Source organism: Cupriavidus sp. 207A1 (assembly GCF_057798955.1).
The window spans coordinates 359,000-374,002 of the sequence record NZ_JBYOJO010000001.1 but is presented as its reverse complement, the minus strand read 5'-3'; the positions used below and the strand labels follow the sequence as shown (position 1 = coordinate 374,002).

11 protein-coding genes are annotated in these 15,003 nt (G+C 69.8%); 9 read left to right on the top strand and 2 right to left on the bottom strand.

The window, feature by feature from the left end; genetic code table 11:
- Positions 1–105: 105 nt before the first annotated feature.
- The 7 genes from AC3FMM_RS01705 to AC3FMM_RS01675 all read left to right on the top strand — a co-directional run bounded on the left by AC3FMM_RS01705 (position 106) and on the right by AC3FMM_RS01675 (position 7,156).
- Positions 106–894, top strand: coding sequence for an SDR family oxidoreductase (locus AC3FMM_RS01705; RefSeq protein WP_488686028.1), 789 nt, complete (start codon positions 106–108; stop codon positions 892–894).
- A 148-nt stretch (positions 895–1,042) separates the two neighbouring features.
- A complete protein-coding gene (locus tag AC3FMM_RS01700; RefSeq protein ID WP_115712354.1) occupies positions 1,043–2,614 on the top strand; it encodes a DUF1302 domain-containing protein in 1,572 nt (523 codons plus the stop codon).
- A gap of 57 nt (positions 2,615–2,671) precedes the next feature.
- Entirely contained in the window at positions 2,672–3,454 is a 783-nt protein-coding gene (gene dmpE / locus AC3FMM_RS01695; RefSeq protein WP_115714199.1) for a 2-oxopent-4-enoate hydratase, read from the top strand.
- A gap of 28 nt (positions 3,455–3,482) precedes the next feature.
- Positions 3,483–4,388 carry an acetaldehyde dehydrogenase (acetylating) gene (locus AC3FMM_RS01690; RefSeq protein WP_115712352.1) on the top strand — a complete coding sequence of 302 codons (906 nt, stop codon included), beginning with the start codon at positions 3,483–3,485 and terminating at the stop codon, positions 4,386–4,388.
- Positions 4,389–4,399: 11 nt separating this feature from the next.
- A complete protein-coding gene (dmpG, locus tag AC3FMM_RS01685) occupies positions 4,400–5,425 on the top strand; it encodes a 4-hydroxy-2-oxovalerate aldolase (RefSeq protein WP_115712350.1) in 1,026 nt (341 codons plus the stop codon).
- 73 nt (positions 5,426–5,498) lie between these two features.
- On the top strand, positions 5,499–6,482 hold the full coding sequence (gene surE, locus AC3FMM_RS01680) for a 5'/3'-nucleotidase SurE (protein WP_115712348.1): 984 nt from the start codon (positions 5,499–5,501) through the stop codon (positions 6,480–6,482).
- 11 nt (positions 6,483–6,493) lie between these two features.
- Positions 6,494–7,156 carry a hypothetical protein gene (locus AC3FMM_RS01675; RefSeq protein ID WP_488686027.1) on the top strand — a complete coding sequence of 221 codons (663 nt, stop codon included), beginning with the start codon at positions 6,494–6,496 and terminating at the stop codon, positions 7,154–7,156.
- 59 nt (positions 7,157–7,215) lie between these two features.
- Here AC3FMM_RS01675 and AC3FMM_RS01670 read toward each other — a convergent pair whose 3' ends face one another.
- Positions 7,216–12,381, bottom strand: a complete 5,166-nt coding sequence (locus AC3FMM_RS01670) for a trifunctional serine/threonine-protein kinase/ATP-binding protein/sensor histidine kinase (protein ID WP_488686026.1) — start codon at positions 12,379–12,381, stop codon at positions 7,216–7,218.
- 39 nt (positions 12,382–12,420) lie between these two features.
- Positions 12,421–13,080 carry a response regulator transcription factor gene (locus AC3FMM_RS01665; RefSeq protein ID WP_115712345.1) on the bottom strand — a complete coding sequence of 220 codons (660 nt, stop codon included), beginning with the start codon at positions 13,078–13,080 and terminating at the stop codon, positions 12,421–12,423.
- A gap of 361 nt (positions 13,081–13,441) precedes the next feature.
- Between AC3FMM_RS01665 and AC3FMM_RS01660 the strand changes: the two genes are divergently transcribed.
- Complete coding sequence (locus tag AC3FMM_RS01660) at positions 13,442–14,128, top strand: hydrolase (RefSeq protein WP_115699726.1); 687 nt, start codon at positions 13,442–13,444, stop codon at positions 14,126–14,128.
- 52 nt (positions 14,129–14,180) lie between these two features.
- Positions 14,181–15,002 (top strand): alpha/beta fold hydrolase, encoded by an 822-nt coding sequence (locus AC3FMM_RS01655; protein WP_115712344.1) that lies wholly within the window; start codon positions 14,181–14,183, stop codon positions 15,000–15,002.
- Position 15,003 lies beyond the last annotated feature (1 nt).

The following is a 15,003-nucleotide window of genomic DNA, read 5'->3' as shown; positions in this document are numbered from 1 at the left end:
CAGCATCTTGCGCAGCGCCACCGCCGCGGGCATCGTTCATTCGGACTACGAGCCGCCGCGCCACTTCTCCTACGATGGGCGCTCCATGCAAAACGGGGCAAGCCCATGACAGGATTCGATTACACCGGCCAGACCGTGCTGGTCACCGGCGGCATGCGCGGCATCGGCCGCGCCATCAGCGAGGCCTTCCTGCGGGCCGGCGCGCAGGTCTTCGTATGCGGCCGCACCGCGCCCGCCGACGACAGCGAGCTGCCGGCCGCGGATGGCCGCAGCGCCCGCTTCATTGCCGCGGACATCCGCGACCTGGAGCAGGCCGAGGCCATGCTGGCGCAGATCGCACAGGCCAGCCCGACGCTGGACGTGGTGGTCCACAACGCCGGCGGCGCGCCGTTCGCCCTGGTTGCCGACGCCTCGCCGCGGCTGCTCGAGTCAGTGATCCGGCTCAACCTGGTGGCGCCGCTGCAGCTGGCCCGGCGCTGCAATGCGCGCATGCAGCAGCAGGCCGGCGGCGGCACCCAGCTGTTCGTGGGCAGCGTCAGTGCGCTGCGCCCGTCGCCCGGCACCGCGGCCTACGGCGCCGCCAAGGCGGGCATCCTCAATGCGGTGCGCACGCTCGCAGTGGAATGGGCGCCGCGCGTGCGCGTGGCCGCGGTCAGCCCGGGCATGGTGCTGACCGATACCTCGCAGCAGCAGCATTACGGCGACCCGGCGGCGTTGCGCAGCATGGCGGCGACGGTGCCGCTGGGCCGGCTGGCGCTGCCGGACGACATCGCCGCGGCCTGCCTGTTCCTGGCGTCGCCGCAGGCCTCGTACGTGAGCGGCGCCAATCTCGTCATCGATGGCGGCGGCGAGCGGCCGGCCTTCCTCGAAGCAGCCTCGATCAATCGCACCTGAGCCGCACCTGAGCCGCTGCCCGTAGGGTAAGCGCCTAGTCCGTTCTGCCGATTTGTGCATGGCTCCCCCTCTCTACGCTTCTCGTCCAGGCGAGGGCCGATCGAAGTGCCAGGCAATGAACCAACACCGATTTCACGGGGAGACCACCATGCACCAACCACCACGCGGGCCACAGCAGCGCCGCAACCGGCTGCGGCCCATCGCCGCGGCAGCGGCCCTGACGGCGCTGGCCGCGCTGCTTGCGCAGCCCGCGCAAGCCGGCGACACCATCGACTTCGGCAACGACACCACGCTCGACTACAGCGTCACCGCGTCCTACGGCGCGGCGCTGCGCACCGGCCGCCAGAGCGACGCGCTGCTGAGCCCGGCCAATATCAACGGCGACGACGGCGATCGCAACTTCAAGCGCGGCGACATGACCGCGAACCGCGTCTCGCTGCTGGGCGAGGCGCACCTGAAGCGGGGCGAATTCGGTGCGCTGCTGCGCGGCAGCGTGTTCTACGACTGGGCCTACAGCGGCACCAACTCCAACAACGCGCCCTTCACGGTCAACCACAGCGGGCCGTTCAACCAGTTCACCGAGTCGGCGAAGGACTACCACGAGCACCGCGCGCAGCTGCTCGACGCCTATGTCTACGGCGCCACGCCGATCGGCGGCACGCAGCTGAGCTTCAAGCTGGGCAACCAGGTGGTGGCGTGGGGCGAGAGCCTGTTCTTCGCCAACATCGCCGGCGCGCAAGGGCCCGCAGATGCCACCAAGGCCTTCGTGCCCGGCGCCGAGGTCAAGGACATCCTGCTGCCGGTGCCGCAGGCCTCGCTGCAGCTGCAGGTGACGCCGACGTTCAGCGTGATGGGCTATTACCAGTTCACCTACAAGCCGAACCAGATGTTCGCCCCGGGCAGCTATTTCAGCACCACCGACGTGGTCGGGCCCGGCGCCGAGTTCATCATCGGGCCCGGCTTCAACATCCCGCGCGGTCCGGATATCCGCCCGTCCGACTGGGGCCAGTGGGGTGTCGGCGCCCGCTTCCGCGTGTTCGAGGACACCGAGATCGGGATCTACCAGCTGCGCTACCACGACAAGAACCCGAGCGTGGTCACCTCGCTATTCCCCACGCTGCAGTACCAGCAGAAGTTCTACGGCGGCATCAACCTGACCGGCGCCAGCTTCTCGACGCAGCTGCTCGGCGCCAACGTCGCCGGTGAAGTCAGCTACAAGGACGGCATACCGATGCTGGTGGACGTGGCGGGGTCGCCCACCGCCTCGCGCGGCAAGGCGCTGCAGGGCAACCTGTCCGCGATCTATTCGGTGGGGCCGACCTTCCTGGCCGATTCGCAGTCGCTGCTGGGCGAAGTCTCGTACCTGCACGTGCTGGACGTGGACCCGGTGATGGGCTTCAGCAAGCTGTCGAACACGCGCAACTCGGCGGCGTTCCAGGTGGGCTGGTCGCTGACCTACAACAACGTGTTCGACGGCTGGGACGTCACCGTGCCGCTGACCTATGCGCAGCAGTTCAGCGGCAGGTCGGCGGTGGCCGGCGCCTTCGGCACGCTGATGGGCTATGGCGACAAGCGCGCCAGCGTCGGGCTGACCTTCAAGTACCTGAACAACCTGGAGCTCAACCTGACCTACGCCGCGTTCATCGGCGGCGCCAATATCGTCAACCGCCCGCTGGCCGATCGCGACTACGTGGCCTTCAACGCCAAGTACTCGTTCTGACCCCTCGTCCCGGTCCGCGCCGCCTGCATGGCCGCGCGGACCGCCCTCTTTTCCGCCATGAATGCCGACCTGATCACCACGCTCAGCAACGAACTCCACCAGGCGCTGGTCACGCGCACGCCGGTGCCGCCGCTCAGCGGGCGCGGCCTGGCGCTGGATGTCAGCGCCGCCTACCGCATCCAGCAGGGCTTTGTCGCCCACCGGCTGGCGGCCGGCGACCGCGTCACCGGCAAGAAGATCGGCGTGACCAGCGCCGCCGTGCAGCAGATGCTGGACGTGCACCAGCCCGACTTCGGCATCCTGCTGCAGAGCATGCACTACGCCGCCGGCCAGCCTATTCCCGCCGCGTCGCTGATCCAGCCGCGCGCCGAGGGCGAGATCGCCTTCTTCCTGCGGCGCGACCTGCGCGGCCCGGGCGTGACGCGCGACGACGTGCTCGATGCCACCGAGGCGGTGGCGGCCTGCTTCGAGATCGTCGATTCGCGCATCCGCGACTGGCGCATCCGCATCGAGGACACCGTTGCCGACAACGCCTCGTGCGGCGTCTATGTGCTCGGCGACGAGCGCGTGAGCCCGCATGCGGTGGACCTGGCCGCGTGCGCGATGACGCTCGACAAGAACGGCGAATGCGTCGCCACCGGCCTGGGCAGCGCCGCGCTGGGCCATCCCGCCGACGCGGTGGCGTGGCTGGCCAATACCCTGGGCAGCTACGGCATTCCCCTGCTCGCGGGCGAGACCATCCTGTCGGGCTCGCTGGCGGCGCTGATTCCCGTGCAGGCAGGCGACCGCCTGTCCATGCATATCACCGGCATCGGCGGCTGCGCCGCCGTGTTCTCCTGACTGTCTGACCCTGCGATCCCAAACCACCATGAACAAGATCCGATGCGCCCTGATCGGTCCCGGCAATATCGGCACCGACCTGCTCTACAAGCTGCGCCGCAGCGACATCCTGGAACCGGTCTGGATGGTCGGCGTGGAGCCGGGCTCCGAAGGCCTGGCGCGCGCGCGCGAACTGGGGCTGAAGACCACCAGCGACGGCATCGACGGCCTGCTGCCGCACCTGGAGGCCGACGATATCCGCATCGCCTTCGATGCCACCTCGGCCTACGTCCACGCCGAGCACTCGGCCAAGCTGACCGCGCGCGGCGTGCGCGTGATCGACCTGACGCCGGCGGCGATCGGGCCGTTCTGCGTGCCGCCGGTCAATCTCGAGGCCCATATCGGCAGCAACGAGATGAACGTCAACATGGTCACCTGCGGCGGCCAGGCCACCATCCCGATGGTGTATGCGGTGTCGCGCGTGCAGCCGGTGGCGTACGGCGAGATCGTGGCGACGGTGTCGTCGCGCTCGGTCGGGCCCGGCACGCGCCGCAATATCGATGAGTTCACCCGCACCACCGCGGGCGCGATCGAGGCCGTGGGCGGCGCGCGCCAGGGCAAGGCCATCATCGTGATCAACCCGGCCGAGCCGCCGCTGATCATGCGCGACACCATCCACTGCCTGACCGAAGACGCGCCCGACGTTGCGGCGATCACCGCGTCGGTACACGACATGATTGCCGAGGTGCGCAAGTACGTGCCCGGCTACACGCTGAAGAACGGCCCGGTGTTCGACGGCAAGCGCGTCTCGATCTTCCTCGAGGTGGAAGGACTGGGCGACTACCTGCCGAAATACGCGGGCAACCTCGACATCATGACCGCCTCGGCCGCCCGCACCGCCGAATGCATCGCCGCCGCCATGCGCGCCGGCAGCCCTGAAACCGCCACTGCCTGAGGAGCCCGGCCATGGCCCAACGCATCACCCTGCACGACATGACCCTGCGCGACGGCATGCACCCGAAGCGCCACCAGATCTCGCTGGAGCAGATGAAAGGCATTGCCCGCGGTCTCGATGCCGCCGGCGTGCCGCTGATCGAAGTCACCCACGGCGATGGCCTGGGCGGCGCCTCGGTCAATTACGGCTTCCCCGCGCACAGCGACGAGGACTACCTGCGCGCGGTGCTGGGCGAGCTGAAGCAGGCACGCGTGTCGGCGCTGCTGCTGCCCGGCATCGGCACCGTCGACCACCTGCGCATGGCGCACGAGATCGGCGTGCAGACCATCCGCGTGGCCACGCACTGCACCGAGGCCGATGTCTCGGAACAGCATATCGGCATGGCGCGCAAGCTCGGCATGGATACCGTCGGCTTCCTGATGATGGCGCACATGGCGCCGGTGCAGACGCTGGTGCAGCAAGCGCTGCTGATGGAAAGCTACGGCGCCAACTGCCTGTACATCACCGATTCCGCCGGCCACATGCTGCCGCACGACGTCACCGAGAAGCTCACCGCGGTGCGGCAGGCGCTGCGCCCGGAGACCGAACTGGGCTTCCACGGCCATCACAACCTGGCCATGGGCGTGGCCAATTCGCTCGCCGCGATCGCCTGCGGCGCGACCCGCATCGATGCCGCCGCCGCGGGCCTGGGCGCCGGCGCCGGCAACACGCCGATGGAAGTGCTGGTGGCCGTGTGCGAGCGCATGGGCATCGAAACCGGCGTCGACGTATTCCGCATTGCCGACGTAGCCGAGGACCTGGTGGTGCCGATCATGGACCACCCCATCCGCATCGACCGCGACGCGCTCACGCTGGGCTATGCCGGCGTGTATTCGTCGTTCCTGCTGTTTGCCAAGCGCGCCGAGGCCAAGTACCGCATTCCCGCGCGCGAAATCCTGGTGGAGCTGGGCCGGCAGCGGCTGGTGGGCGGCCAGGAAGACATGATCGAGGACACCGCGATCACGCTGGCGCGCGCGCGCGGCCTGCCCGTCGCGTAAGGACGCTTTCGATCCGGCCCGGCACGCCGGGCACTGCTTTCATCACCCACAAAGAAAGAGGAGACAGGTACCCATGCTCAGACTTCGTGCCCGCCCGCGGCTTGCCGGCTTCGCCATCGCCGCCATGGCACTGGCCGCGGCCAGCCCCGCCCATGCGCTCAATATCCTGCTGACCAATGACGACGGCTGCGGCGCGCCCGGCATCGCCGCGGTGCGCAAGGCCCTGCAGGACGCCGGCCACCGCGTGGTCACAGTCGGCCCCGCCACCAACCAGAGCGGCTCGGGCGCGGCCTATGCCGTGCCCGATGGCCGTACCCGGCTGGTGGTGGACCCGCTCGCCGGCAGCGCCGATACCTTCTGCGTGCACCGGGTCAAGCCCACCTTTGTCGCGGGCAGCGCGCTCAACAGCACCAACCCGGACTATATCGGCAGCGGCTCGCCGGTGGACGCCACCGCCATCGGCCTGAAGATCGTCGCGCCGGAAAGCGGCATGACGCCGGACCTGGTGGTGTCGGGCGCCAACTTCGGCGAGAACTTGTCGGATTCGATCCCGCACTCGGGCACGGTAATGAACGTGCTGTACGCCGCGCGCCGCGGCGTGCCCGGCATCGCGCTGAGCGTGGGGGTGGACTTTGCCGAGGCACGCTCGGGCTTCCCCGGCACCATCGCCGCGTTCCCGAAGGCCGGCGCCTTCCTGGCCCGCGTGGTCGCGACCCTGGAGGCCAGTCGCCCCGCCGGCCAGCCGCTGCTGCCTGTAGCCCACCCGCTCAGCATCAACTACCCGGTCGGCGGCGCCCCGGCCGGCGTGCGCCTGACCGTGCCCGGCACCGTGGATTCCTTTACCACGGCCTACAAGCGCAATGCCGACAACACCGTCTCGATCGACGTGGGCGCGGCCGAGACCGAACCGGCCGCGCTGGCGAAGACGGCCGAGACGCCCGCCTTCCTGGCGAAGTACATCACCATCTCGCCGCTCGATGTCGACTTCCGCCCCACGCCGCTGGCGCGCGGGCTGTTCAACCGCTCGCGCCGCGAGCTGGCCAACCTGGCTCCGTGAGCACCGATACCATGGACAAGCAACTTCGACACTGGCGCCACCTCGTGCTCGCATGCGGGGTCGCGGCCGTCGCGGCATGCGGGGATGAGCCGGCGCAGGATGTGAGCGGCACCGCGGCCGTCGGCGCCGCGCTGGCCGGCGCCACCGTGCAGGTGCGCGACACGCAAGGGCAGGTGCGCCACGCCACGGCCGATGCCAGCGGCGCCTTCCGCCTGTCCGGCGTGCCGGACGGCGCGCTGATGGTCCGCTGCGAGGGCGGGCTCGCGCAGGGTGAGCCGAACCGCCAGCAGCTGCACGGCCTGGTGCTGGGCGGGCGCACCGTGAACTGCACGCCGCTGACCGAACTGGCGCTGTGGAAGCTGACCGGCGGCCCGCCGGCCCAGGCCTTCGACGGCTTCGGCACGGCAAGCGCCAAGGGCCTGTCAGCGCAAGCGCTGGCCGAAGCGGAAAGCGCCGTGCTGGCGGCGCTGGCCACGGGGGCCGGGGTCGATGTCGACCCTGCCGCCATCCCGCGGGGCTGGCATGACACCCCGCTGCAGGCCGGCAATGCCGGCGATGCCCACGATGCCGCGCTGGACGCGCTGCGCGAAGCCATCGCCGACCAGGCCTCGATGGATTTCATGGGCGAGATGGTGGTGCACGGGCTGTGCGTGGCCGACGGGAACTGCGGGTGATGCAGGGGATGCGGGACGCGTGAGAACCACCGTCCCGCAGCGCCGCGGCGGTGGCTCTTTCAGGGTTCCGGCGCCGGCAACATCTCGCATACCGGCAGGCGGAACATGAACTCGCTGCCGCCGCTGCGCCGGTTGCGCACTTCCAGCGTGCCGCCGTGCGCCTCGATGATGGAGCGGCAGATGGCCAGACCCATGCCCATGCCATCGTCCTTGGTGGTGAAGAACGGCTCGAACACCTGGCCCAGCACGTCGTCGGGAATGCCCGCGCCGTGGTCCTGCACGCTGACGACGACGGTGTCCTGCTCGCGGTACGAGGTCACGATCAGCTCGCGCTGCGCGGGCGGGGTCTGCGCCATGGCGTCGAGCGCGTTGGTGATCAGGTTCAGCACCACCTGCTGCAGCTGGACGCGATCGGCTTCGACCACGGCGGCTCCCGCCGCCAGCCGTGCGACGACCCGCACCTCGTGCGCGTCGAGCTCCAGGCGCGCCATCTCCAGCACTTCGCGCAGGACATCGTCGGGATGCAGCGGCGCCAGCACCGCCGGCACCTGCCTGGCCAGCGCGCGCAGCGCACGGATGATGTCGGCGGCGCGCAGCGCGTACTGCTTGATGTCGGTGAAGCCGTCGAGCGCCTCGGCCACTTCCGGCCTGGGCCGGTTCAGCCAGCGCAGGCTGGCGTCGACGGTGGCGACGATGGCGGTGAGCGGCTGGTTCACCTCATGCGCGATCGAGGCGGCCAGGCCGCCCATCACGGTCAGGTGCGAGGTGCGCGCCAGTGCCGAGCTGGCGCTGCGCAGCCGCATTTCGGCGGCGACGCGGCGGTTGCTTTCTTCGATCAGCTGCTGGTACAGGCGCGCGGTCTCGAGCGAGATCGCCACCTGCGGCGCCAGCACCTCGAGTTCGGCGATCCGGGTGGCGTCGAATACCGCCGGCGCCAGGCTGTTTTCCAGGTAGAACACGCCGAACAGGCTGCCGCCGCGCAGCAGCGGCAGGCACAGCACCGAGCGCGGGCCACCGGCAATCGCGCCCTTGGTGCGGATCGACGGCGCATCGACCATGGCGTCGTCCAGCGCCAGCGTCTGCCGGGTGCGCAGCACGCTGTTGAGCACCGCCAGCGGCAGGGCCTGCTCGGTCGGCACCGCGCTGCCGAGCGTCACCGCCACCTTGCCATCTGCCACGCGTGCCGAGGCCTCGATCATGGGCTGCCCGCCGCGCATCAGCAGCAGCAAGCCGTACTGCGCGCCGGCATGGACCACCACATGGGTCATCAGCGTTTCGATCAGCCGGTCCATCACGATCTCGCTGGACAATGCCCTGGCCGCCTTCATGCCCAGCTCCCAGCGCTGCGCGCTGAGCTGGCCGTCGGCGCCGCCGTGCTCGTGCCCCGCCACGTCGCGTTGCGGATCGCGCGCCTCCAGCAGCATCGCCTTGTGGTCGGCGCCCCAGCGCCGGTAGCCGGCATGGGCCAGGCGCCAGTGCTGCGCGGCCGCGGTCGGCAGGCCGCGCGCTTCGCACAGCATGCCGGCCAGCTCGTGCGCGAGCGCCGCCTCATGTACGAAGCCGGCCGCGGCGGCAGCCCCCGCCGCCTGCTCGTAGCCGGCCAGTGCCTGCAGCGGATCGCCGCGCAAGCGCGCCAGCTCCGCATCGACCAGCGCCAGCTTGCCGCGGAAGGTCAGCGGGTTCAGCGCCGACCAGCGGGCAAAACAGTCGCGATGCGCGGCCAGCTCGGCCATGACTTCGGCCATCACGTCGTCCGACGCCGCGCCGGTAGTTGCGTGCGACAGCGCAAGGGCCAGATACAGCCGGCAATCCGCGATGTTGATATGGGCCGGCGCCGACCAGATCAGCGCCTGCGCCTCGCGCAGGCTGCGCACGGCGTGCTGCCACTCCTGCCGGAACACCGCCGCCATGCCGTCGTAGAGCCAGATCCAGAACCGGGTCGGCAGCGAGTTGGCGCGCGCCAGCCGCTGCGCGGCGCTCATCTGGTGCGCGGCCTCGCCCTGCGGTGCGGCTTCGTCGCCGCTGCGCAGCCGGTGCAGGAAATGGTGCTGCGAATACAGGATCAGCTCGATATCCCGGTACTGCACCAGCCGCGTCAGCGCCAGCCCGCGGCCGATCTCCTCCTCCACCAGGCACAGGTGCTCGCCCATGGCGAGCAGGTCGGACGCGATATGGTTGCAGGCATAGCAGGCCATGCCGATATCGCCGGAAGCCAGGCCCAGCGTGACTGCGCGCTGCGCATGCGCGAGCGCGTAAGACAGTGGCCGGGTCCAGGCGCTGACCTGGTCGACCGCCACTAGCGTGGCGATACGCTCGGCCTCGTAGCCATGGCGGTCGGCCAGGTCCATCGCCGCCAGCCCGTAGGCCAGGCCGTCCTCGTATTCCTCGTACAGGCTGGCGATAAACACCCCGAACCACGACAGCCCATATGGCGATTCCGCGGTGGCGCCGTGTTCCAGCGTCAGCTCCACCATCTTGGCCAGGTGCAGGAAGCTGATGCCATCGCGCACGAACAGCGACGAGATCAGCGTCGACAGCAGCCCCATGATGGTCTGGATGCGGCTGTCTTCGGTCGCGGGCAACCGGCCCAGGCTGTCGATCGCCCGCCGGCCCAGCGCGTGCTTTACCGCGTCATAGGCTGCGCGCATGCGCGCCGGGCTGGGCCCGCGCTCCAGGTGGATATCGAGCAGCGCCAATCCCGACAGCGCGGCGTCGATCGCGCCCTCATAGTCGGAGCGCACGGTCTGCAGGCTGGCCTTGAGCCGATGCACGGCGGCCTTGTCCACCGGCGGCAGGTCGCGCGCGAGCAGCGCGTCGATCTCCTGCGAGGCCGGCTCCAGCCGTGCCTGCGCCAGCAGGCATTCGCAGTGCAGCACGCTGGCGGCGTAGGCCAGCGCGCAGTGCGTGGTCCACCATGACGGCTGCATCAGCGCGAACGCGGCGTCGGTGTAGCGCGTCGCCTGCGCCATCGCCGCGCTGCGCCGGGCGCGCCTGGCCGCGACCAGCAGCACCTGCACGAACGCCACGCGATGCGGCTCCGGCAGCGGCTGGCCGGCGGCGCGCTCGATCTGGTTGCCGATCTCGAAGGCATGCGCGGCCAGCTCGCCCTGCCAGTGCTGGATCATGATGTCCGCGATGCGCGCATGCGCGGCGGCTCGCTCGCGTGGCGCGATCATGGCGTAGGCGGCTTCCAGCACGCGGTCATGCTGGAATGCGTAGCCGTCGCCGGTCCGTACCAGCAGGCCGGCATCGACGAAGGGGCGCAGCCGCTCGCCGAGCTGCGCCGCGCCGACTTGCGCCACGCACGCGAGCAGGCTTTGCTCGCAGCGTATGCCCACGCAGGCCAGCTGCCTGAGCAGCTCCGTACCCTCCTGCGGGAGCCGCGCGAAGCGGCGTGTCATCAGGTCGGTCACGCTGTCGGTGTAGCGATGCTGCGCGGCGTCGGCCTCGTCCCAGTGCCAGCCGGCGCGCTCGTTGCGGTAGGCCAGCACGCCGTCGTCGACCAGCGCGCGCAGCAACTGGTATGAGAAGAAGGGATTGCCGCCGGTCTTCGCATGCACCAGCTGCGCCAGCGCTTCCACGCGCGGCGCCGGCTCGTTGAGGGCGGCCGCCACCAGTTCGGTCAGTTCCCACACGGCCAGCGGCCGCACGGCGATGCGCGTGACCGGCAGCGCGCCGGCGCGGCTGGCGTGCAGCAGCCACGAGAAGCGCTGCTCGACATCGTTGCCATGGTCGCGATAGGCGGCGATCAGCAGCAGGTTGCCCGGGCGCTGCGTGGTGATGGCTTCGAGCAGCGCAATGGTCGACGCATCGGCCCATTGCAGGTCATCGAAGCACAGCACCAGTGGCGCGCCCTGGTCGGCAAAGGTGGCGAAGGTGGCAAGGATGGCCTGCTGCGCGCGCGCCTGCGCCTGCTGGGCCGGCACCTCCGCCAGCGGCGCGGTGCGTCCCAGCACCTGCTCGGCCTCGGGCACCAGTACGGCAATGGCCCGGCCCTGCCCCGCGAGCGCGCGCAGCCAGCGCTCGCGCACCGGCGCCAGCACGGCTTCGGGCTCGCCCAGCAGCGGCAGCGTCAGCGCACGGATCATCTGCGCGACCGGCGCATACGGGATGTCGAGCTGCAACTGGTCGCTCTTGCCGCTGGCAAAACGCATGCCGTGCTGCCCCGCCTGGCACGACAGCCACGCCGCCAGCGCCGACTTGCCGGTGCCCGCGGCGCCGGCGATCAGCACCAGCTCGGACTGGCCGCCGTGGCGCACGCGCGCCAGCGCATCGGCGAGCTGCGCGGTTTCACGCGCGCGGCCAAAGAGTTCGCCGGACACGTTCAGCGTCGAGGTCGCGCCTGCGGCATCGAGCCTGAACGGCGCGATCTCGCCGCGTTCGCGCCAGTCCGCCCGGCAGCGCAGCAGGTCGGCAAGCAGCGACATGGCGCCGGCATAGCGGTCAGCCGGGTCCTTGGCCAGCAGCCGGAGCACGATCGCGCCCAGCAACGGCGCCAGGCCGGGCGCACGCACATGCGGCGGCACGGGCTCGACGGCGAGATGGGCGTGCTGCCACGCCGCGGGCGAATCGGCCGTGAACGGCAGCGTGCCGGTCAGCATCCGGTAGAAGGTGACGCCTAGCGAATACAGGTCGGAGCGGGCACTGGTGCGCGCCTGGTCGGCGCGGGCCACTTCGGGCGACTGGTATGCCCACGATGCGGGGCCGGGGCGCGGCACCACGGGCGGCATGGCGTCCAGCGCGGTGGCATGGTCGAAGCCGGTCAGGCGCACGCCGGCGCTGTCGTCGACGAGCAGGTTGTGCGGCCGGATATCGCCATGCAGCAGGCCGTGCCCATGCGCGCCCGCCAGCGCGCGCGCGCTGCCGATGGCAAGCTCCAGGAAGCGTGCGACGGGAACCGGGGCGTCCCCCAGTGTCGCGGCAAGGGTCGATGCGGGCGCGCCGCCATACACCACCACCATCCGTTCCGCGTTGCGCAGCGTGGCCACCGGCACCGCGGCCCAGTCCGCCTGCAAGCGGGCCGCCAGCCGGGCTTCGTCCTGCAGTGGCCCGCTGTGGGCCGGCGGCGCACTCCTGGCAAAGCAGCGCAGCCCGGTGTCGGGGTCGGACAGTTGCAGGTAAGCGATGCCGTCCGACACATGCAGCACGGTCTGCGCGGCCCGCGCCAGCCAGGCGTCGTCAAAGGCCGGTGCGGGGCTTCGCTGCGCGGGAATGCCAGGCGTCATGGGGGCGGGAATGATGGCAGGCTCGGCGCCACGGCGCACTCAGCCGCCGACCTTGCACAGGCCCAGCTGCTGCGCCATCAGCACCAGCTCGGCAAAGGTGCGCGCCTTCATCTTGCGCATGGCCTGGCCGCGGTGGATCTTCACCGTCACCTCGCTGATGCCGATCTGCGCGGCGATCTGCTTGTTGAGCAGGCCCGCCACCGCCAGGCCCATGACCTCGCCTTCGCGCGGCGTCAGCGACTGGTAGCACGCGCGCAACGACTCGAGCTGGCGCAGTCCGTGGCGCCGCAGCCGGTCTTTCTCCAGCGCGGCGGCGACCGCATCAAGCAGGTCCTGGTCGCGGAACGGCTTGGGCATGAAGTCTTCGGCGCCGGCCTTCATGGCGGCGACCGTCATGGCGATGTCGCCATAGCCGGTCATGAAGATGATGGGGATGTGGACACCCAGCTGCCCCAGCCGCGCCTGCAGGTCGAGTCCGCTCTGACCGCGCAGCCTGACATCGAGCAGCAGGCAGCATGGCGTATCGGGCAAGGGCGTTGCCAGCAGTTCGGCGGCCGAGGCGAACAATGCCACGTTCAGGCCGACCGAGCGGAACAGGTTGCCCAGCGCCCGGCGCAGCGCGGCATCGTCGTCGACCACCAGCACCGTCGCGTCATCGTTCGCACTGGTGTCGGCTGGCTCCAGGCTCGGTGATGTCACGGTCAGATCTCCAGTGCGCTCGGAAAGGTGTTGCGGATTATAACCAGCGGGCATGTCATCGCAAGGACGGGTACGGGGTCACCGCAGTGATGCACCGGTCACCCATACCATGGTGTTAGTCGCGGGCACGCGCGGCGACAGCGTGTACGCCGCGCACGGCGCACCATGCCCGGGCACGGGCGCCGCGGCCGGTAATACGAACATACGATTTGCGTTGGCGCCGGCACCGACTAGTCTTCCCTCCGGCAGCGCTGCGGTCACGCGACCACGCCGCCCTGCTTCGCCCCCCTACCGGGTGGCGGCCTTGCCTTGAAGCAAGGACCGCACCCGGGCCCAACCCTGTTCCCAAGGAACTGACATCATGTCCAACCCGAAGCTCGAAGTCCTCACCCCGCAGAACAGCCAGCTGATCATCATCGACCACCAGCCGCAGATGGCCTTCGGCGTGCAGTCGATGGACCGGCAGGCCATGAAGAACAACGTGGTCGGCCTGGCCAAGGCGGCCAAGATCTTCAATATCCCGACGACCATCACCACCGTCGAGAGCGAGTCGTTCTCGGGCTTCACCTATCCGGAACTGCTGGACGTGTTCCCGGAGCAGAAGACCCTGGAGCGCACCTCGATGAATTCGTGGGACGACCAGAAGGTGCGCGACGCGCTCAAGGCCAACGGCCGCAACAAGGTCATCGTCGCCGGCCTGTGGACCGAGGTCTGCAACACCACCTTCGCGCTGTGTGCCATGCTGGAAGGCAACTACGAGATCTACATGGTGGCCGACGCTTCGGGCGGCACCAGCAAGGAAGCGCACGACTACGCCATGCAGCGCATGGTGCAGGCCGGCGCCGTGCCGGTGACGTGGCAGCAGGTGCTGCTGGAATGGCAGCGCGACTGGGCCCAGCGCGACACGTATGACGCCGTGATGAAGCTGGTCAAGGAGCATTCGGGGGCCTACGGCATGGGTGTCGACTATGCCTACACCATGGTCCACAAGGCCCCGCAACGCACCGCCACGCCGCACGAGTCGATCGCGCCGGTGCCGGCCCGCTAAGCCTGGCGATCTCGTCGCCCCCTGTCGTCCTCCTCCATCGCAAAGGTGAATCATGAGCTTTATTACTACCCAAGACGGTACCCGGATCTTCTACAAGGACTGGGGCTCGGGCCGCCCGGTCGTGTTCTCGCACGGCTGGCCGCTCAATGCCGACGCCTGGGACGCGCAACTGCTGTTCCTGGTGCAGCAGGGCTTTCGCGTGATCGCCCATGACCGCCGCGGCCATGGCCGCTCGGATCAGCCCGCGCGGGGCAACGACATGGACACCTATGCCGACGACCTGGCGGCGTTGCTGGATGCACTGGACCTGCAGGATGCGACGCTGGTGGGCCACTCCACCGGCGGCGGCGAGGTGGCGCACTACATCGGCCGCCATGGCACCAAACGCGTGGCCAAGGCGGTGCTGATCGGCGCGGTGCCGCCGGTGATGCTGAAGACCACGGCCTACCCCAACGGCCTGCCGATGGCGGTGTTCGACGGCATCCGCAAGGGCGTCGCCGACAACCGCTCGCAGTTCTACCAGGACCTGGCGGTGCCGTTCTTCGGCTTTAACCGCGACGGCGCCAAGGTCTCGCAGGGCACCATCGACGCGTTCTGGGCGCAGGGCATGGCCGGCGGCATCGTCGGCCAGTACGCCTGCATCCGGGAATTCTCGGAGGTGGACTACACCGAGGACCTGAAGAAAATCGACGTGCCGACGCTGATCCTGCATGGCGACGACGACCAGATCGTGCCCATCGGCAATTCGGCGCGGCTGTCGGCCGAGATCGTGAAGGACGCCACCCTGAAGGTCTACCCGGGTGCTTCGCACGGCATGTGCGTGATCAACGCCGACCAGGTCAATGCCGACCTGCTGGCCTTCCTGAACGCCTGAG

Bases quoted from the DNA above. Each gene is read 5' to 3' on its own strand.
- AC3FMM_RS01705 (WP_488686028.1), top strand. From the start codon at position 106: ATGACAGGATTCGATTACACCGGCCAGACCGTGCTGGTCACCGGCGGC.
- AC3FMM_RS01700 (WP_115712354.1), top strand. From the start codon at position 1,043: ATGCACCAACCACCACGCGGGCCACAGCAGCGCCGCAACCGGCTGCGG.
- dmpE (WP_115714199.1), top strand. From the start codon at position 2,672: ATGAATGCCGACCTGATCACCACGCTCAGCAACGAACTCCACCAGGCG.
- AC3FMM_RS01690 (WP_115712352.1), top strand. From the start codon at position 3,483: ATGAACAAGATCCGATGCGCCCTGATCGGTCCCGGCAATATCGGCACC.
- dmpG (WP_115712350.1), top strand. From the start codon at position 4,400: ATGGCCCAACGCATCACCCTGCACGACATGACCCTGCGCGACGGCATG.
- surE (WP_115712348.1), top strand. From the start codon at position 5,499: ATGCTCAGACTTCGTGCCCGCCCGCGGCTTGCCGGCTTCGCCATCGCC.
- AC3FMM_RS01675 (WP_488686027.1), top strand. From the start codon at position 6,494: ATGGACAAGCAACTTCGACACTGGCGCCACCTCGTGCTCGCATGCGGG.
- AC3FMM_RS01670 (WP_488686026.1), bottom strand. From the start codon at position 12,381: ATGACGCCTGGCATTCCCGCGCAGCGAAGCCCCGCACCGGCCTTTGAC.
- AC3FMM_RS01660 (WP_115699726.1), top strand. From the start codon at position 13,442: ATGTCCAACCCGAAGCTCGAAGTCCTCACCCCGCAGAACAGCCAGCTG.
- AC3FMM_RS01655 (WP_115712344.1), top strand. From the start codon at position 14,181: ATGAGCTTTATTACTACCCAAGACGGTACCCGGATCTTCTACAAGGAC.